This window comes from Synechococcus sp. BS56D (assembly GCF_004332405.1).
Taxonomy (GTDB): Bacteria; Cyanobacteriota; Cyanobacteriia; order PCC-6307; family Cyanobiaceae; genus Synechococcus_C.
The window spans coordinates 126,225-144,260 of the sequence record NZ_PHQU01000007.1 but is presented as its reverse complement, the minus strand read 5'-3'; the positions used below and the strand labels follow the sequence as shown (position 1 = coordinate 144,260).

The following is an 18,036-nucleotide window of genomic DNA, read 5'->3' as shown; positions in this document are numbered from 1 at the left end:
TGACCACTAGTCCAATCGATCTGAGACACTTTTCGGATCTTGAGCCTGACGCGCCATGCCCACTCGCAAGCGCATCGGCCTGCTCGCCTTGTTGATGACGGTGAGTGCCTGTGCCACCCTCGGCGAAGGTGGGGCCTCCCGACTCGATCTGATTCGTCAGCGCGGCTCACTGCGCTGCGGCGTGAGCGGCAAGATCCCCGGCTTCAGCTTTCTGAAGGCCGATGGCAGCTATTCCGGCCTCGATGTGGATCTATGTCGCGCGTTTGCCGCTGCCTTCATCCCTAGCGAAGCGAATGAACCAGGTGATCAACGCGTTGAGTTTCGCCCTCTGACCGCCCCCGAACGCTTTACGGCCCTGCGCACCGGAGAAATCGACCTGCTCTCACGCAACACGACCTTCAACTTGAGCCGCGATGCTGCCGGAGGTAATGGCCTGAGCTTTGCACCGGTGGTTTTCCACGATGGACAAGGACTGATGGTGAAAGCGAGCAGTGGCATCAATCGGCTCGAAGATCTCGCTAACCAAGCGATCTGCGTTGGTTCGGGTACGACAACCGAACAGAACCTCAATGACGCCTTCGAAGCAAGAGGACTCAGCTACAAGCCAATCAAATACCAGGATCTGAACCAAGTCGTGGCGGGATACCTGCAGGACCGCTGCAGCGCCATGACCTCCGATCGATCCCAACTCGCTGCTGCTCGCTCCGGCTTTGCCGATCCCCAAAGCCATCGCATCCTCGACGATGTGCTCAGCAAGGAGCCTCTGGCCCCAGCGTCCGTTGGCGGAGACCAGCGGCTCGCCGATGCGATGCGCTGGGTTGTGTACGCGCTGATCACAGCTGAAGAGTTAGGCCTCACCCAGGCGAATGTGCTGAATCGTCTCGAGGAGGCCAAACGCAGACCTGAGCTCACCGGCCTACGTCGGTTTCTCGGGGTGGACGGAGGCCTGGGCGAAAAACTTGGACTCCCCGATGATTTCGTTGTGAAGGTGATCGAACGCACCGGCAACTATGGCGAGATCTACAGCCGCCATCTCGGAGACAACAGCCAGGTACCGATCCCCCGCGGTCCCAATCGGCTTGCCGCAAACGGTGGCGTGATGATCGCTCCCCCTTTCCAATGAAACGGCCTCGCCACTGGGGGTTACAGGCTGTGGTGCTGCTTGCAGCTCTCACGCTGCTGGGCGTTTTGGTGAACAACCTCACCGTCAACCTGATTCGCACTGGCCTGGGGCTCAGCTTCAGCTGGCTCACCCGTCCAGCCGGCTTCGCTCTGGCCGAACATCCCCTGCCCTTCAGCCCATCCGACAGTTATGCCTGGGCCCTACTGATGGGCTGGCTGAACAGCCTGAAGGTGATTGGCGCAGGTCTGGTGGCTGCCACCCTGATCGGCGTGGGCGCTGGAACGGCAAGGCGCAGCTCCAACCACCTGCTCAGGGGTCTGGCAGCGCTGTATGTGGGCTTGATTCGGCAGATCCCCTTACTTCTTCAGCTGCTGTTCTGGTATTTCGTCGCTTTTCTTGCCCTCCCCTCCAATCCGGACTCGATGAGTCCTCTGCCACTCCTGTTTCGACTCTCCAACCAGGGAATCAGCCTGCTGGGAGTCCCCCTCAGTGTGGAGTTCTGTGCGGTACTGGTCGGGCTAGCCGTCTTCAGCGGCGCATCCATCGCCGAAGTGGTGCGCGGTGGTCTCGATGCCGTTCCCCGTGGGCAATGGGAGGCTTTTCGCAGTCTGGGCGTGCCTGAAGGCATGGGCCTGAGACGGATTGTGCTGCCACAGGCCCTGCCCGCCATCCTTCCAGGACTAAGCAGCCAGTATCTGAATTTGGCCAAGAACAGCACCCTGGCGATCGCCGTTGGCTATGCCGATCTTTATGCCGTGAGTGACACGTCCATCACCCAGACAGGACGGGCAATCGAGGGGTTCCTGCTCCTTTTGCTCAGCTTTCTGCTTCTCAACCTTCTGATCAATGGCGGCATGCAACTTCTCAATCGCCTTGTGATGCAACCGCTTCGCCACCGTTAAGCTTCCGGCGTTCTTCCCTCGACGGTCATGGGGTCCCAACGTCGCATCGCTGGTGTGTTGCTGGTCGTCGCTGCGGTTGCTGCCGTGCTTCTGCCCTTCGCCTCCGGCACGCTGCTCACCATCGGGCTCGGCGGCATTGCTTTCGCCGCCGGGGTTGGACAATTCCTCCGGCTTGGGAGCGAAGCTGGTGGCCAAGCTCGGCTGTTCCGAGTGCTCACCGGGCTGCTGTACTGCGGCGCCGCCCTTTGGGTCCTGATCGATCCGATCGATAGTGAAATCAGCCTGACGCTGTTCGTAGGCGTGCTGCTTCTTGTCGAAGGGGTGATGGAATTGGCGGCCGGAGCCACGACAGCGGGGCCAGCGGCAGGGCTGACTGTGCTTGACGGGGTCGTGACAGCCATTCTTGGCCTGCTGCTTGTGCTCGAGTGGCCCTCTGACAGCCTCTGGGCCCTCGGCACCCTGTTTGGCGTTGGCCTGTTCCTCTCGGCCCTGAACCACTTCCAAGCCCCCACACCACCGAGCGAGCAAGCCTGATGGGGCGATCGGGTCGCCTGATCCGCTACCTGCGCCGCCATCCGTTCGATGCGCTCCTCACCCTGGCGATCCTGATCTTGATCGCCTGGATCCTCTGGAGCACCGGTGCTTGGGTGTTAGCAGCAGCGGATTGGTCTGTCGTCAGCAGCAACCTGCCTCTGTTCGCCAGCGGCACCTATCCAGCGGACCAACGCTGGAGACCAATCCTATGGCTGCTGCTGTTGCTGCTCCTGACCCTCTGCACGCTCGTGCTGCCGGTGAAACGCAGCCCACAGAGCAGGGGTGTATTCAGGCTGCTGCTCCCCTGGCTATGGCTGGCCATGCTTCCCTTCGGCATCACCCTGCTCGGAGGGGGGATGGGCCTACCCGCCGTTCCCTCCCGTGCTTGGGGAGGGCTGGCCCTGACCCTGCTGCTGACGGGAGCCAGTGGCTTTCTGGCACTGCCCCTAGGCATCCTGCTCGCGCTCGGACGCAATAGCCCCTGGCCCGTGCTGCATCACAGCAGTCGCCTCTACGTCGACCTGATGCGTGCCGTCCCCCTGATCGCCGTGCTCTTCTTTGGGCAACTGCTGATCCCACTGTTTCTGCCGGTGAATCTGGAGATCAACCGCGTGCTCCGGGCCGTGGTTGCTTTTGGACTCTTTGCTGCCGCCTACGTGGCGGAAGACATTCGCGGGGGCCTGCAGGCCATCCCCCGCACCCAGCGAGAAGCCGCCGCCGCTCTTGGACTCACCACGATCCAAAGCCTGCGCTGGGTGGTGCTCCCTCAGGCGCTGAGGATCTCGCTGCCGGCACTGACCAACCAAGCCATCGGCCTGCTGCAGAACACCAGCCTCATGGCCTTACTCGGATTGGTGGAACTCCTTGGGATCAGCCGCAGTTTGCTCGCGAATCCCGACTTCATTGGTCGTCACCTCGAGGTCTACCTCTGGCTTGGCGTGGTGTACTGGCTGGTCGGAACCGCCATGGCCCTACTCGCCAGCCGCCTTGAGACCAGTCGATAGAGCTATGACCACAGCCATCCAGGCCAGAGACCTCTGCAAACGCTATGGGAACGGGCCCCTGGCTCTGGATCACGTCTCCCTGGAAGTGAAGCTGAGCGAGGTGCTCGTGGTGATGGGGCCTTCAGGATCCGGCAAGAGCAGCCTGATTCGCACCTTCAACGGTCTCGAGTCGATCGATTCGGGGACTCTGAACGTGCTCGGAATCCCCCTGGATGCCGAGGGGGATGAGCGGCAGATCCGCAGGATCCGCAAGCGGGTGGGCATGGTGTTTCAGCAATTCAACCTCTTCCCCCATCTCACGATCCTCGACAACATCACCCTGGCACCGATCCGGGTTCAGGGAATTGCCAGGCCGGAAGCAGAACAACAGGCCAGAAGCCTGCTGTCGCAGATGGGGATTGCGGAGCAGGCAGACAAATTCCCTGCCCAGCTCAGTGGCGGTCAGCAGCAGCGGGTGGCGATCGCCCGTGCCCTGGCGCTGAAACCGGAGGTGATGCTATTCGATGAACCCACTAGCGCCCTGGATCCCGAGCGAGTCAAGGAAGTGCTGGATGCCATGCGAGCCCTGGCATCTGAGGGCATGACCATGGTGGTGGTCACCCACGAACTCGGATTCGCCAGGGAAGTGGCCGACCGCGTTCTCTTCATGGACCGCGGGCGGGTGGTGGAACTCAATGATGCGTCCTCCTTTTTCAACCATGCCCGCGAGGAACGCAGTCGCCGCTTCCTCAGCCAAATGCAGCACTAAATGGCCTGCAAGCGTCTCAGGGCGCTCTCAGCAGCCATCAGCTCCCGTTCGGTGCTCAGCCAACTCTCATTGTCAGCAGGAAGGGCCTCCACTTGCTGTGCCAAGCGCTCGAGCAACTGATCCCGTCGGTCACTGAGACTGAGCGCCAACCGCTCCCAGTGGCGAGGGATCGAGCAGACGGGGCCAGCAGCACGCATCGGTCAACCTGTAGACAATCTGAAGTCTGTCACAGGGGGCGTGGGTCAAGATCGAATCACCCCTGTTCGGCTGATCGCGGATGCTTCGCCTCTTCGCCGAACTCGTACCCACGCTGGGGCTCGGCTATCTGATCGGTCGTCGGCACCCGAGCTGGACAAGGCCCCTTGCCTTGCCACTGGTGCGTTTCGGAGTGCCGATCAGTCTGATGGGACTCCTGCTTCGCAGCGGACTGAACTGGGCTGTGCTCGGATACGCCGCGATCGCCGTCTTCGGCATCCTGCTGATGCTCGCCATCACGCAGCAGCAGCGCTGCCAGGCCCTGGGGCTTGGCACACCGACCCTGCAACTGGGCAGCTGCGTCGGCAACACCGCCTATTTCGGGATTCCCGTTGCCCTAGCCCTGCTTCCGGAGGAAGCCCTTCCAGTGAGCATCGGCTACGACTTCGGTGCCACCTTGCTGGCGTGGGGACTGGGTCCCCTCTGGCTGGCGAGGAGGCAGGGGCAGGGACAGGCTGGAACCCTGGTCTCATTGTTACGCCACATCAGTGAAAGCCCTGCCAGTCGTGGGCTGCTGGGCGCTCTGATGGTTCAGCTAACCCCCTGGCGAGCGGACATCGCTGCACTGCTGTGGTTTCCCTCCAGGGTGGTGATTGTGCTGGCCCTTGCCGTCGTGGGCATGCGCCTTGGAGCGATCGAACCGAGGGGCGAGGCCACTGCCTCCAGAGCAGGTCTCGGCGCCTCGCTGATCGCCAAATTGGCGTTCTATCCCCTGCTAATGCTTCTGGTCACACGCCTGTTGCCCTTGGCCAGCAGCAGTCGGGATGCGCTGGTGTTGCAGGCAGCTGCCCCCACGGCAATCTCCGTGCTGCTGATGGCGGAGGCCGTGCAGCGTGAACACGACACCGCAGCCTTGCTGGTGCTGCGCAGCACTCTGCTGGCGCTGATCAGCGTCCCTCTCTGGTGGTGGCTGCTGCAGTGGTTCGGAACACCCTGAAGGTGAGATTGATCCGAACCTCCTGCACCCGCCGCCGCACCGGCACAGCATGCAACCACTGCTGCTGACAGCCAGGGGCCATCACCAGCAGATCGCCATCAGCAAGTTCGAGGTCACGGCGCTCTTTGGAGAGGCGATGGCGAAACTGAAACGTACGGGATGCCCCGAAGGAGAGCGATGCGATCGGATGGGTGCCATCGATCTCAGGCTCATCATCTGCGTGCCAGCCCATGCGGTCATCACCATGGCGATACAGATTGAGCAGACAGCCGTTAAAGACAGTGCCGCAGGCAGCATTGACCTTCTCCAGCAAAGGTTGAAACCAATCGGGCCAGCCCCCACCGCGATGGAGAACTCCGCTGTAGCGATAGGAGACCTGCTGGTCTGCCAGGAACACCGTCAGCCGGGGCACGGGATGGCGACGCCCATACACCTGAACCACAGGCTGCTCCCAGAGCAACTGCGCTTGTAATCGACCCATCCAGTGCATGCAGGCCTCTGCCTCCATCCAACGGCGGTGCAGATGCCAAGGCTCGAGCATCATGGAATCGGCGCTGGACGCCCCCATGCTGGCTGACTCCACCGATGCGCAAACCCCAGATGGGCAGCCGCCTCTGATCAAGGCCCTATTGCGTCCAGAGGCCTACCCCCATCCGGTGGAATCAGTGCAGCTGGTGGAGACCCATATCTCCTGGGTGCTGCTGACTGGCATGTGGGCCTACAAAATCAAAAAGCCGATCGATCTCGGCTTTGTGCAGGCCGCCACCTTTGAGCAACGCCTGCATTACTGCCGAGAGGAGCTACGCCTGAATCGGCGGCTAGCCCCAGATCTTTACGCCGCCGTGGACTCCGTGGTCGGCCCAGCGGAGTCGGCCCGGATCCTTGCCTGCGACCCCGACCAAGCACGACGGAACCAACAAGACCTGCTGGAAGCGACGGTGCGCATGCACCAATTCCCCTCCAGATCCCTGCTGAGCAACTGCCTCAACGAACCATTACCGGACAGCTGCTTCGAGGAACTGGCCGACAGCCTCGCCCAGTTCCACCATCAGGCAGCCTGTGCGGTCTCGACAGGCCCTCTCGGCACAGCGTCGGCAGTGATCGAACCAGTCCAGACCAATCTGCTGGTGCTGGATCAACGAACACCCAAGGGGCCGATCCACGCCGCCCTCGCCAGGCACCGCACCTGGACTGAGCAGGAGAGCAAACGACTCTCCCCACGGTTCCAACAACGGCTCGAAGCGGGAGCCATCCGTGAGTGCCATGGCGATCTGCATTGCGGCAATATCCACCGCCGAGCCGACGGCAAGCTCGAGGTCTTTGACGCCATTGACTTCAACCCAGGGCTGCGATGGATCGACCCAATCAGTGAGATCGCTTTTCTGGTGATGGATCTCCAGGTGCAGCAGCAATCGGGAGCCGGCGCCATCCTCCTCAACCGCTGGCTGGAGTGCAGTGGTGACTACAGAGCCATGGACCTCTGGCGCTGGTATTTCGCCTACCGGGCCATGGTGCGGGCGAAGGTCACTGCCGTGCGCCAGGACCAACAACCCAATGCAACGTTGATGGGAAGAGTGAGCGACTACATCGAGCGGGCTGCCCAGATGGAACAACCAGCGAAGGGAGGGCTGGTATTGATGCATGGGCTGAGCGGCAGTGGCAAATCCACCCTCAGCCGCTTCCTGGTGGGAGCGCTGCCGGCCCTGCGGGTTCGCTCGGATCTCGAACGCGCCAGGGCCTTCGGGCGACTGCCCTTGCAGGTCGGCTGGCGCACGGATCCTGACCCCTACAGCGCTGAGGTCACAGCATGGCTGTTCGAGCAAAGGCTCCCAGAGCTAGTGGAGTCCCTACTGAGCAGTGGTTTTGATGTGATCGTGGATGCCACCTTCCTGCGACGCAGGGAGAGGGAGTGGATGCGCCTTTTGGCGAAACGGATGGACCGCGCCACGGTGATCCTGCACTGCCAATGCAGTGATGCCACGGCGTCGACCCGGATCCAACAGCGCCAGGCCCTTGGTCGCGACCCATCCGAGGCCGATTGCTCTGTCCGTGAGCGACAGAAACAGTGGATCGAGCCTCTGGATTCACAGGAACAGGCGCAGAGTGTTGTCTTCCGAGAGGGGGATCGGCCATCCAATCTGCTGCCGGTGCTCAGAGCCAAGCTCCTTGGAGAGCCTGTTGCAGGCGATGCATCTGAGTAACAAGCAATAAAGCTGGCCAAGAAAAAGCCCGCGATGGCCGATAAATTTCGGAAATGGCGGCACGAATCTCCGAAGAGGAATTCCTTGAACGGGCGCGTCAGCGCTTCGGAGACCGGTTCGATTATTCGGGTATTCACTACCGGAGCTACAAAAGCCCGATCAAAATTCTCTGCCGCAAACACCCTGTGCAGCAGATCTGCATCACACCTGAAAAACATCTCCAAACCACAGGCGGATGTCGCCACTGCGTCAGGGAAAAGCGTGTGGAAGCACTCGAACGGGAGCTCAATCGGGGCCCTTCCAGCGAGCGTGCGATCGAGACCAGCGCATCCGTGATGAACCAGGTGATTGGCAAGAGCGCTGGTGTTCTGCTCCTTCTCCTTCTTGCCCCTTCAGCCCTCGTGGCGGGAAGCATCACCGCGGAGTCGGTCTGGGATGCCCAGGATGCCACCGAACGGGCTCAGCAACAGGTGCCGCAAGGCAGCACTGTGACCGACACCCAATGCACCACCATCCAAGTGCGCGAAAGCGATCGCTATCGCTGCACGGTGTTCTACAACGAAAAAGCGCAGCCCATCAGCCCGCCAGACTGACGCGCTGATAACAGAACCAGACCCACTGCTGAAACAGCAGATTGCGATGGGAGCGCCAGAGGGTCTGGGGGTGATCAGCATCAAAGTTCTCGGGAGGCGGCACATCACCGCGAGCCCGGTCTCTCTCCATCTCCCCCAGGATCCTGGAGGTGTTGTATTCGGGATGCCCCAAGTGCATCAGCTGACGCTGATCGGTGGTCTCGAAGATGGTGTAGCCGACGTCTTCGCCATGGGCGAGCAAGCGCAGCCTTCCCTGACGCTGAGCGGCCTCCATCGCCGAATCCGCCAGTCCGGCATGGCGACTCTGGGGGCAGAAGAAGCGATCATCCTGGGTTCCCATCAGGGCATGGCCCGGCACCAGGCTGCGCATGGGATACACCCCAAACAGCTTCTTTTCAAACGGCATCTTGTCGACTCCAGCCAGATACGCCAAGGCAAATCCGGCCCAACAAAGCCCAAGGGTGCTGGCGCAACTGCGACGGGCTTCCTCGATCAGATCCACAAGTTCTGGCCAATAGGTGACCTGCTCGAAAGGAAGATGCTCCACTGGAGCACCGGTGATGATCAGGCCATCGAGGGGCGCCTGAGCGGTGGCCTCCTCCCAGCTCACGTAGAGCTGATCGAGGTGGTGATGGTCCCAGGTTTTATAGGAATGACTGGTGAGTCGGATCCAGATCGGTTCGATCTGCAGAGGGGATAGCCCGAGGGGATGGAGCAGGTTGAATTCGTACTGCTTTCCCAGGGGCATGATGTTGAGAATGCCGATCCTCAGGGGCCGGATGTCCTGACGCTCGGCAAGCTCGGGCTCGATCCAGGAAATGCCGTTGCGTTCGACCGCGGCGATCTTGTGATAGCTGCGCGGAAGAATCAGTGCCATGGGGTCACGCCTTGAGGTCGCAGATCAGGAAAGCAATGCCAGGGCCTGATCGAAATCGGCCTTGATGTCATCGATGTGCTCCAATCCCACCGAAACGCGAACCATCGTGGGGGTCACGCCTGCGGAGGCCTGCTCCTCCTCCGAAAGCTGCTGGTGGGTGGTGGAAGCTGGATGAATGACAAGGGTTTTGGCATCACCGACATTGGCGAGATGGCTAGCGAGCTGAAGACCATTGATGAAGCGAACCGCATCATCAAACCCACCCTTCAGGGAGAACATCAGCATGCAGCCCATCCCCCGGCCGGTGAGGTACTGCTTCGCTCTGGCGTGATAGGGATCGCCGACCAGTCCGGGATAGCTGACGGATGCCACCCTGGGATGGTCCTGCAACCAGGACGCCAGGGCCATCGCATTCTCCGCATGACGCTCGACACGCAGGCTCAAGGTCTCGAGGCCTTGTAACAGCAAGAAGCTGTTGAAGGGGCTCACCGCCGGGCCCCAGTCACGCAACCCTTCAAGCCTTGCCCGCAGGGCAAAGGCGATGTTGCGGTCAGCGGGAACACCCAGCATCTTGCAGATCTCGCTCCCGAAGCCGAAGGCATCCCAGTGGACAAGTCCGTGATAAGCGGCACTGGGCTGACTCATGAGCGGGAAACGGCCGTTGCCCCAGTCAAAGCTGCCGGCATCCACAATCACACCACCGAGGCTGGTGCCATGGCCACCGATCCACTTGGTGGCGCTCTCCACGACCACATCGGCACCGTGTTCAATCGGTCGTAGCAACGCACCACAGGCGCCCAGGGTGTTGTCAACAATCAGAGGAATGCCACGCTCCTTTGCCAGGGCGGACAAGCCGGCGAAATCAGGAATGTTGAAGCGGGGATTCCCCATCGCCTCCACATAGATCGCCTTGGTGTTGGCATCGATCTGGGCGGCAAAACTGGCGACGTCGTCACCCTCCGCGAATTTGACCTGAATGCCGAGGCGAGGGAACTGCACCTTGAACTGGTTGTAGGTGCCGCCGTAGAGGAACGAGGTGGAGACAAAATTGTTACCAGCCTGCATGCAGTTGGTGATCGCCAGGAACTGAGCGGACTGACCAGACGCTGTGGCAAGGGCGGCTACACCTCCTTCGAGAGCAGCCACCCGCTTCTCAAACACATCCGTCGTCGGATTCATCAGACGGGTGTAGATGTTTCCGAACTCCTTCAGTCCAAACAGGTTGGCACCGTGCTCAGCGTCATTGAACACGTAGGAGCTGGTCTGGTAAATCGGCACCGCCCGGGCATTGGTCGCCGGATCAGGAGCCTGTCCGGCATGCAGCTGCAGGGTCTCGAAGCGATGCGAAGCCAAGGCCAGTCGAGCAATGAATCCCTGTTCTAGCTTCCGGCACCGGGGTCCCGACTCCAATCGGCAGGCGGTTCAGGTTTCTCGCTGTTGGCCAAAGACGGCAAGGTCTCCCGCAGGAGTGGCGTGAGTCGAGCACGGACCTGATCCCGGAAGCTGACCAGCGCATCGGCGTGGAGCACGGGATAAGGCTGATCTCCTGCCAGGTCACGCAGAGGTCGGAAGCGAGTCGATTCCTTGGCCTTCAGGGCCTCAAGAGCGGCCATGAAGTCGTACTGGCGCATCTCACCTGATGAGGCGGCAAGAGCGGTGGCCATCTCAGCCAGCTCCTCGCGAACGGAATCGAAGCCCTTGGCTTTCAGGGTGTCGGGAAGGCCGAGAACGGGTTGGTAGTAGTCGAGTAGGCGCAGCTCCTCCTCGAGCAACATCGGCCAGGCACCCTGGGCACCATCAGGCAAACCGAACGCTGCCTCTGCTGCCTGCATGGCATCGAGATGGAATTGAAGCCAACGCACATAGGCCTTGTCACGAAGCCCTTTGCGGGCAGCTGCCTTGCCGCTGAGGATGGCCGGGAGGGCAGCTTCTGCCTTGCGAAGGAAGAGTCGGTCCTCCCGTTCGAGGTTCATCGCCCCCCAGCGCTGGCGGTACTCCCACAGTTCGGCATAACGGGCCACGTCCTCGGCAGACCAGCCAAGCGACTTGAGCTCATCGCCCCGATGCGTCAGTTCCTTGGCCACGCGCAGGATTGTTCTCAGTTGGTCGCAGCGTAGTTGGTGGGCTGCTGAAGGGCTGGCGACGCAAATAGTCCCGAACATGAATCGGTTTTGCCTGGGCATAGCCCACGGGCAACCAGAGATCCCCTGCAGCCGAGGCGTAGTGAATCTCCCAGTGGTACAGGCCCCGGTAGGCAGCCGGATCAGCCTTCAAAACCGCGGCGTAGCGCAGAACAGCCTCTCCGTAGTGATTGCTGTTGTTGTACCCCCAGAGCCCGCGGCGGATATCGCTGAGTCCCCCCCGACGCACGAGGTAGCGAGCAGCGGCATGGATCGCATCCCAGGGATCACGAATGTTGCCGCCACGACCGATGCCTGGCTCCGCCCACGTGCTGGGCAAAAACTGCATAGGTCCCTGGGCATTGGCGACCGACACCCCATCGATCCGACCCATACCGGTTTCGACCAGATTCACCGCCGCTAGAACCTCCCAGGGAATCCCGGTCTTGGCCGAAGCACTGCGGTACGCCTCGAGCAGGCGCTCAGCCGGGGCCGGTGCCTGGATGCGCCATGCGGGCAACGTCGAACCAGCCGGCCCGCGATGCATGGCCAGAAATTCCCGGCGGGCCGCGACGTGCTGATCAAACAACCAATGCCAGGAGGGCGACAGGGCTTGGCGGACCTGTCGAGCCCTTGCGGGATCGCGGGAGAGCACCCGATAGATCACCTGCTGCTGATGGGCGAGTCGCGGCAGGGCTGAATCCGGTGTCGCCGGCGCCCGGATCGCAGCCTCAAGAGCCTCCAGCAACGTCGCCAGCGCGCTGGGATCCTGCGGGATCAAGGGATAGTGGCGACCGTCCGCACTGCGGGGAAGAGCGGGGTGGGTGGGAAGCACCGGCAGGGAGGCAGGCGCGACCCTTGAGGCCTGGGATTCCCCCCCTCCGCTGCGCTGACTGACGATGACCGCCGGTATCAGCAGCGCCGCCAGCAGGGTCCAGCACCAACGACGTGAACGGGCACGGGCCATCCGGTTGAAGGCAGCGATCAGAACGACAGAAAGGCGCGACGGTCGTGGAAATCAGCCTGCTCCGCTGGATGGCGAAGGGCCCAGGTGCTCAAGCGACCATCCCGTTCCTCCACCACCATGGCAAGACCGAGCTCGGGCTGCACTCCTGGAGGCCACCAGGGGTGCAGGGGAAGCTGGATATCGCCGCGAAGATCGCGGAGGCCGCGCTGGAGGATGAGCGAGGGTGGTTGTTCGACAGCCAACGGCATATCAACAGGTTCCCGTCGCACCCGGTAGGCGTCAAAGGCATAAAGGTTCCAGTCGCCGGAGGGGGAGACATTGAGCTCCCAGTAGCAAGGGCTTCCGGGTAAACCGAGAAAGGCCTCAAAACAAGTGTGCTGCCAGAGATCATCCAGACGTTGAGGGGTCGGTTGGAGCGGGGGTAACAAGAGCTCCTCCAGATCGCCACTGGGCAGCAACGGGCGAAGACCAAAGCTGAGCTCAAGCTGGCCGGACTCTCTCCAGACAAACTCGACACGGATGGAGAGGGTCGGACTCAGTTCTGATGCAAAGGGATGCAAAGAGCACACCTGACGCACCATCACGGAATGGCGGGCCATGTCAGGAGCGGACAGGACAGGCGCTGATCGATGCCTGGACCAGATCTGAGATCGCGTCCCACTGGCTTTCGATCGACTCGGTGAGGGCGAACTGCACAAGCGCGCGGTCGAGGTTGTGCTCAGGCCGCTCCGTACGGAAATAAATGTCGCCCTCGAGATGATCCGTCAGGAAGCGGAGACCCAGCTCGAAGGGAATCAGGCGGATGCAATCGGGGAGATAACGCAGATCGGCATCCGTCAAAAAAGAGCGACCAATGGCGAGATAGCCATCGAGGATGGAACGACACAGCGAGAGATCAAAGTGCACGGAGGCGAGGTCGAGGGTTTCCTCTCCGGCGGCATTGCAACAGGAGCGCAGACAGTCACCGATGTCGTAATGGATCAGGCCAGGCTTGACCGTATCGAGGTCGATCAAGCCAACGGCCTGGCCATTGCTCTCATCGATCATGACGTTGTTGATCTTCGGATCACCGTGGATGGGACGACGTTGAAGCTCGCCTCGAGCACAGGCGGCCTCCAACACATCCACCCCCACACGCCTGCGCTCCACATGCTCGAGAGCCTGCTGCAACCTGGGCTCGGACGCTCCATCGACCGAGCGGCAAGACAGCACGGCATCGTAACGAGACAGGTACGCTGGCGTAACGTGGAACCCTTCGAGGGTGTCGGCCAGCTCCCCCGCTGGTAGGTCACTAATCAGGTGGTGGAACATCCCCAGGCCGTAGCCGATCTCACGGGCATGGCTGGCATCACGGATCACATCCGTGGTGGTCGCAGCTCCGATGTAGGTGATCGATCGCCAGAACTGGCCATCGTGTTCCACCCAATGGCCCGCCTCCCCGCGGGCGGCGAGCACGCGGGGCACCTCCCAGCGCCGACCTGCGAGTTCGGGTGGTGGGGACGCCAAACGGCGCTGCACATGACGACCCAGGGTGAGCAAGTTGCCCATCACCAGTTCCGGCCTGGCAAACACAGTCGTGTTCAAGCGCTGCATCACGAAAGCCGGAGGATCACCCTCTCCATCCAGCCGAACCAGAAACGTGTCATTGACATTGCCGCTGCCAAGCGACTGAATCCCAGCGATCCGCTCAGGTGGGTGAAACTGCCCGGCGATTTGCTGCAGGGACGATTCGTGATGAAGAGCCCCTTCAGCCATGGGTGATCGCATGCGTCTCAATCCGGAGAATGGCGCGATTCCATCGCCACACCAGGGGCGAGTGGTCAGAACCTCAGGCAGCATGGGGCCACGTCCGCACACGGCTTGCCTTGCCCCGTCTGTTGCATACAGCCGACTGGCAGATCGGCAAGCCGTTCCGCTGGGTGGAAGACCAACAGAAGCGGATTCGATTGCAACAGGCGCGGATCGAAGCGATCAGCCGGATCGCGGAGCACGCCCAGAAGCAGAACGCTGATGCACTGCTGGTGGCAGGAGATCTCTTCGATTCCGCTGCCGTCCCCACCGCCACGGTGATGGAGGTGCTGGAGGTGATGGCCTCCATCCCCTGCCCGGTGCTGGTGATTCCCGGCAACCATGACCATGGGGGAGCTGGTGGCATTTGGCGCCGAACTGACGTGCAACGGGAGATGCAGCAACGCTGCCCCGGGCTACAGCTTCTGCTGGAGCGCCGCCCTATCAAGCTTCCGGAGCTGGTGGTCCTGCCCTGTCCACTGCTGCGTCAGCACGAAGGCGAAAGCCCCACCGCATGGCTCGATGCCCTCGACTGGAGCAGCCTTCCTTCGGACTCCAGTCGTGTGGTTCTGGCCCATGGCTCAGTGCAAGGCTTCAACGGTGGCGATGACGACCTTGAAGCCGGAGGTGGCGGCAGGGCAGAGAGCAACCGTCTCCGGCTCGGGCCCGGGATTGAGCGGGAGGTCGACTACATCGCCCTGGGCGATTGGCATGCTCTCCATCAGGTGAGCGAGCGCTGCTGGTACAGCGGCACCCCCGAACCCGATCGCTTTTCACGCTCGAGCGCTGAGCAACGCGGACAGATCTTGCAAGTGGACCTGAAGCGGCAGAGGCCGCCCCAGGTCACGACTCTGGGAACCGCCGGCATCCAATGGCATGGCCTCAAGATGCAGCTCAACTCCAACACCGACCTGGAGCGACTGGAGCACTGGCTGGATCAGCAAGTGGGCCGCCGGGTGGGCAAGGATCTGATCAGGCTCGAACTCGATGGTCAGCTGAGCCTCGCTGACCATCAGGCCTTCGCGCAGCGCCTCGAGCAGTTGGAGCCATCGTTGCTGCACCTTCGTCTCCGCGGGGAAGGCATCCATCGAAGGCCGCAAGCAGAGGAGTTGAGTGAGCTGACGGATCGCCGAGACGGCCCCTTGCTCAGTGCTGTGGCGCTGCAGTTACTGGGGGAGCTGGAGCGAAGCAACGATCCCGAGCAGGTCACGCTGCTGGAGACAGCCCTGTGTGAACTGCATCGTCTCTGCGAACGGGAGAGCGGTGAGAACCCAAGGGCTCAGAAGGAGGCCCCATGCGCTTGACCCATTGCCGCCTGGAATGCGTGCGCCGTCATCGCCATCTGGAACTCAGCTTTGCCCCAGGTCTCACCTTGATCAGCGGCGCCAACGAGAGTGGAAAGAGCTCCCTGGTCACCGCCATGCACCGGGGTCTTTTCCTGCGGGCTAGCGCGACGGGAGCGGCGGTACAAACCCTGTGCTCTCGTCTCCACGCCGGCCATCCCTTAGTGGAGGTCGGCTTTGAGGCAAGAGGTCAGAGCTGGACTGTTCAGAAACGCTTCAGTGGCAGCAGTGGCAGCGTGCGACTGCGGGCCGATGGTCAGCCAGCCCTGTTGGGCAGCGAAGCAGAGGAGACCCTGGCAACGCTGCTCGGCGTTGAGGAGATCCTCGGCAGTCGCCAGGCCAACCGGATCCTGCCGAGCCGCTGGGCCCACCTCTGGGTGATGCAGGGAGACGCCGGTCAAGACCTGCTCGGCCGCGGCCCGGAGCACTATGCGCTCGATGCCCTGATTGAACAGCTGGAGGCACGGGCAGAAGGAGCGCTGCAATCTCCGCTGGATCAACGAATCCATGACGAACTGGAGCTTCTTGTTCAAAGCAGCCTCAGCACCCGAGGCGTGCGCCAAAACAGCCTGCTCTGGCAATGCCAGCAGGACCTGAGCGCAGCGCGAAACACTCTGGAGGAGGCGCGGCGTCAGCGACAGAACTTCGAAGACAGCAGCGAGGAGCTGGATCGAATCGTCGGAGACATGAAGACGATTGAACGAGAACAGCTCCCAGCTCTGCAGCGAAGCCGCGAGCGCCTCGAGCAGCGACGCTCCCTGCAGCAGGCCATCGAACCGCTGACCTTGAAACGGGAACGGCTGGAACGCAATCGCACCGCCTTGATGCAATTCGATGCGGAGGAACAACAGCAAGCCCTGGAACGCCAGCAGCTCGATGCAGGCCTGGAGCCCATGGAAAGAGCGTTGAAGCAGAAACACCAACAGCACGAACAGACGCAAGTGGAGCTCGAGAAGCTCGAGCTGCAACGCCAGAGCCTTGAACAACGTGGCCAGTCGTTGCGCCGCCGGGAGGAGCGGCAGGACCTGACGGCGCAATTGGAGGAGTTGGAGAGCAAGCAACGCACGCGATCATCCCTCCAGAACCAGCTCCAGGCCGTGCAGGAGCAGTTGAAGCAGACCATCAGCCTGAGCGAAGAGCAACTCAAGGCCCTGCAGGCGCAAGAGAAGCAACTTGAACACCTCCGCATCCGTCAGGAGACGATGGCCACCCGGGTGAAACTTCTGCGGGCGCAAGAGAGCATTCGCATCGATGGCAGTCCCCTTGAAACCGGAGAGGAGCGGCTGTTGAGCGAAGCCTTCACGCTCCAAGTCGGCGAGGCGGTGGAACTGGAAGTCATCCCCGGGGGAGGGAGCGATCTCAAGGTCCTGGTGGAGGAGCGGACCGCCTTAGAACGGCGACAGGCACAAAGGCTTGAAGCCCTGGGGGTGAGCAGCCTGGCTGAGGCTGAGCAGCAATGGCGTCGACGCACCAAACTCGAGGCTGAGTATCGGTTCCTTGGGGAACAGCTTCAACGCCAAGGAGCGAAGGATCCAGCTGAGGCGATCGCCACCCTGCGAGACCGTCTGGAAGCCCTCGAGGAACCCATGGCATCGCAGGAGGAGGAGCCGTCAGCATCCACCACCTCTCCAACACACGCACAAGCGGCACTGCGCGAGGCATTGGAGCAATGTCGAATCACCTACCGGAAGGTGCAAGACAGTTTGCGACTGGCAAGGGAGCAAAGCCGACAGCAAGAACAGGAACTGCGAAGAAGCGACCAGGAGTTGCAACAGCGTCGGCTGCGCCGGGAGCGCCTGGATGCTGCATCCGAGGCACGCCGTCGGCAGCGCGCCGAAGTGGTGGAACAGAGTGGCGAACTCGCGACACTGGATCCGGCCTTGGAAGCCCTGCGTGAGCAAGAGCAGGCCCTGCGGAAGCGCCTCATCCCCCTCGAGCAAGAGGAAGGCTTAGACGGAAAGGAACTGGAGTACAAGGACAGCCTGCTGCGCAAGCGCCTGCAGGAGCTGAGCGCCCAGCGAGGTGCTCTTCAGGAGCGCTGCGAAGCCCTCAGCCTTGCGGATCCCTATGGCGCCGAGGAGGAAGCACGTACCCGGCTCGACCAGTGCACAGCTAGGGAGCAACAGGAACGCCAGCGCGTGGAGGCCCACCGTCACCTGCTGAGCTTGTTCCAACAGGCCCGAAGCGATCTCTCCAGCCGCTACACGGAACCCTTACGCCTGAGCATCAACCACTTCCTCACCCCGCTGCTCAGACAGACGAAGCCTCCAGAGGGCAGGCGGGGAGCCGATGGCGTTCAACTTGGCTACGACCCGAAACAGGGGCTCGAAGCCCTTGGGCTCGAGCGAGACGGCCTTGCCTTTGCCTTTGAGGATCTCAGCGGCGGCATGAAAGAACAGCTGAATGCCGCCATGCGGTTGGCGATTGCCGATGTGTTGCGTCATGGCCATGACGGCTGCCTTCCGGTGCTGTTCGATGACGCCTTCACCAACAGCGACCCCAATCGCCTGCAGGCTGTTCTCTCCATGCTGCGGGAGGCCGTCGAGCGGGGCTTGCAAGTCATCGTGATGAGCTGTGACCCCGATGCCTATCGCCCCATCGCCGATGAGGTGGTGGAACTGACTGACAACTGAACGGCTCCTGC

At 61.9% G+C, this 18,036-nt stretch carries 17 protein-coding genes and 1 pseudogene; 10 read left to right on the top strand and 8 right to left on the bottom strand.

Annotated elements, in window-relative coordinates; all coding sequences use genetic code 11:
- Window positions 1-55: 55 nt before the first annotated feature.
- The 5 genes from CWE17_RS11425 to CWE17_RS11405 are packed head-to-tail and all read left to right on the top strand — an operon-like array spanning window position 56 to window position 4,311.
- Window positions 56-1,123, top strand: a complete 1,068-nt coding sequence (locus CWE17_RS11425) for an amino acid ABC transporter substrate-binding protein (RefSeq protein ID WP_131457314.1) — start codon at window positions 56-58, stop codon at window positions 1,121-1,123.
- Window positions 1,120-2,025 carry an ABC transporter permease subunit gene (locus CWE17_RS11420; protein WP_131457311.1) on the top strand — a complete coding sequence of 302 codons (906 nt, stop codon included), beginning with the start codon at window positions 1,120-1,122 and terminating at the stop codon, window positions 2,023-2,025. The genes CWE17_RS11425 and CWE17_RS11420 overlap by 4 nt, the downstream gene beginning before the upstream one ends.
- Window positions 2,026-2,052: 27 nt before the next feature.
- Window positions 2,053-2,559, top strand: coding sequence for an HdeD family acid-resistance protein (locus CWE17_RS11415; RefSeq protein ID WP_131457310.1), 507 nt, complete (start codon window positions 2,053-2,055; stop codon window positions 2,557-2,559).
- Window positions 2,559-3,563, top strand: coding sequence for an amino acid ABC transporter permease (locus CWE17_RS11410; protein ID WP_131457308.1), 1,005 nt, complete (start codon window positions 2,559-2,561; stop codon window positions 3,561-3,563). The genes CWE17_RS11415 and CWE17_RS11410 overlap by 1 nt, the downstream gene beginning before the upstream one ends.
- 4 nt (window positions 3,564-3,567) lie before the next feature.
- The gene (locus tag CWE17_RS11405) at window positions 3,568-4,311 is read left to right on the top strand and encodes an amino acid ABC transporter ATP-binding protein (RefSeq protein WP_131457307.1); all 744 of its coding nucleotides are present in this window, start codon (window positions 3,568-3,570) and stop codon (window positions 4,309-4,311) included.
- Here the strand turns inward: CWE17_RS11405 and CWE17_RS11400 are convergent.
- Entirely contained in the window at window positions 4,308-4,508 is a 201-nt protein-coding gene (locus tag CWE17_RS11400) for a hypothetical protein (protein ID WP_131457305.1), read from the bottom strand. The two genes, CWE17_RS11405 and CWE17_RS11400, sit on opposite strands and share 4 nt — an antisense overlap.
- Window positions 4,509-4,588: 80 nt before the next feature.
- Between CWE17_RS11400 and CWE17_RS11395 the strand changes: the two genes are divergently transcribed.
- Window positions 4,589-5,503: an AEC family transporter gene (locus CWE17_RS11395; RefSeq protein WP_131457303.1), complete on the top strand. Its 915-nt coding sequence runs from the start codon at window positions 4,589-4,591 to the stop codon at window positions 5,501-5,503.
- On the opposite strand, the gene CWE17_RS11390 is transcribed toward CWE17_RS11395, so the two are convergent.
- Window positions 5,454-6,071 carry an alpha-ketoglutarate-dependent dioxygenase AlkB gene (locus CWE17_RS11390; protein WP_370318306.1) on the bottom strand — a complete coding sequence of 206 codons (618 nt, stop codon included), beginning with the start codon at window positions 6,069-6,071 and terminating at the stop codon, window positions 5,454-5,456. The genes CWE17_RS11395 and CWE17_RS11390 overlap by 50 nt on opposite strands.
- Between CWE17_RS11390 and CWE17_RS11385 the strand changes: the two genes are divergently transcribed.
- Window positions 6,070-7,704 (top strand): bifunctional aminoglycoside phosphotransferase/ATP-binding protein, encoded by a 1,635-nt coding sequence (locus CWE17_RS11385; protein WP_131457301.1) that lies wholly within the window; start codon window positions 6,070-6,072, stop codon window positions 7,702-7,704. The two genes, CWE17_RS11390 and CWE17_RS11385, sit on opposite strands and share 2 nt — an antisense overlap.
- Before the next feature lie 53 nt (window positions 7,705-7,757).
- Window positions 7,758-8,021 (top strand): annotated as a pseudogene (locus CWE17_RS11380) (hypothetical protein); the annotation flags it as partial.
- Between the two features lie 259 nt (window positions 8,022-8,280).
- Here the strand turns inward: CWE17_RS11380 and CWE17_RS11375 are convergent.
- The 6 genes from CWE17_RS11375 to CWE17_RS11350 are packed head-to-tail and all read right to left on the bottom strand — an operon-like array spanning window position 8,281 to window position 14,016.
- Window positions 8,281-9,174, bottom strand: coding sequence for a homoserine O-succinyltransferase (locus tag CWE17_RS11375; protein ID WP_131457299.1), 894 nt, complete (start codon window positions 9,172-9,174; stop codon window positions 8,281-8,283).
- A gap of 24 nt (window positions 9,175-9,198) precedes the next feature.
- A complete protein-coding gene (locus CWE17_RS11370) occupies window positions 9,199-10,527 on the bottom strand; it encodes an O-acetylhomoserine aminocarboxypropyltransferase/cysteine synthase family protein (protein ID WP_131457517.1) in 1,329 nt (442 codons plus the stop codon).
- Window positions 10,528-10,553: 26 nt separating this feature from the next.
- The gene (locus tag CWE17_RS11365; protein ID WP_131457297.1) at window positions 10,554-11,258 is read right to left on the bottom strand and encodes a hypothetical protein; all 705 of its coding nucleotides are present in this window, start codon (window positions 11,256-11,258) and stop codon (window positions 10,554-10,556) included.
- A complete protein-coding gene (locus tag CWE17_RS11360) occupies window positions 11,227-12,261 on the bottom strand; it encodes a transglycosylase SLT domain-containing protein (protein ID WP_131457295.1) in 1,035 nt (344 codons plus the stop codon). The genes CWE17_RS11365 and CWE17_RS11360 overlap by 32 nt, the downstream gene beginning before the upstream one ends.
- Before the next feature lie 17 nt (window positions 12,262-12,278).
- Window positions 12,279-12,860, bottom strand: a complete 582-nt coding sequence (locus CWE17_RS11355; RefSeq protein ID WP_131457293.1) for a DOMON-like domain-containing protein — start codon at window positions 12,858-12,860, stop codon at window positions 12,279-12,281.
- Between the two features lies 1 nt (window position 12,861).
- The gene (locus tag CWE17_RS11350; protein WP_131457515.1) at window positions 12,862-14,016 is read right to left on the bottom strand and encodes a phosphotransferase enzyme family protein; all 1,155 of its coding nucleotides are present in this window, start codon (window positions 14,014-14,016) and stop codon (window positions 12,862-12,864) included.
- Window positions 14,017-14,126: 110 nt separating this feature from the next.
- Between CWE17_RS11350 and CWE17_RS11345 the strand changes: the two genes are divergently transcribed.
- Together CWE17_RS11345 and CWE17_RS11340 are read left to right on the top strand one after the other, a co-directional pair.
- Window positions 14,127-15,353: a metallophosphoesterase gene (locus CWE17_RS11345; protein ID WP_131457291.1), complete on the top strand. Its 1,227-nt coding sequence runs from the start codon at window positions 14,127-14,129 to the stop codon at window positions 15,351-15,353.
- Window positions 15,344-18,025 carry an AAA family ATPase gene (locus CWE17_RS11340; protein WP_131457289.1) on the top strand — a complete coding sequence of 894 codons (2,682 nt, stop codon included), beginning with the start codon at window positions 15,344-15,346 and terminating at the stop codon, window positions 18,023-18,025. The genes CWE17_RS11345 and CWE17_RS11340 overlap by 10 nt, the downstream gene beginning before the upstream one ends.
- Window positions 18,026-18,036 lie beyond the last annotated feature (11 nt).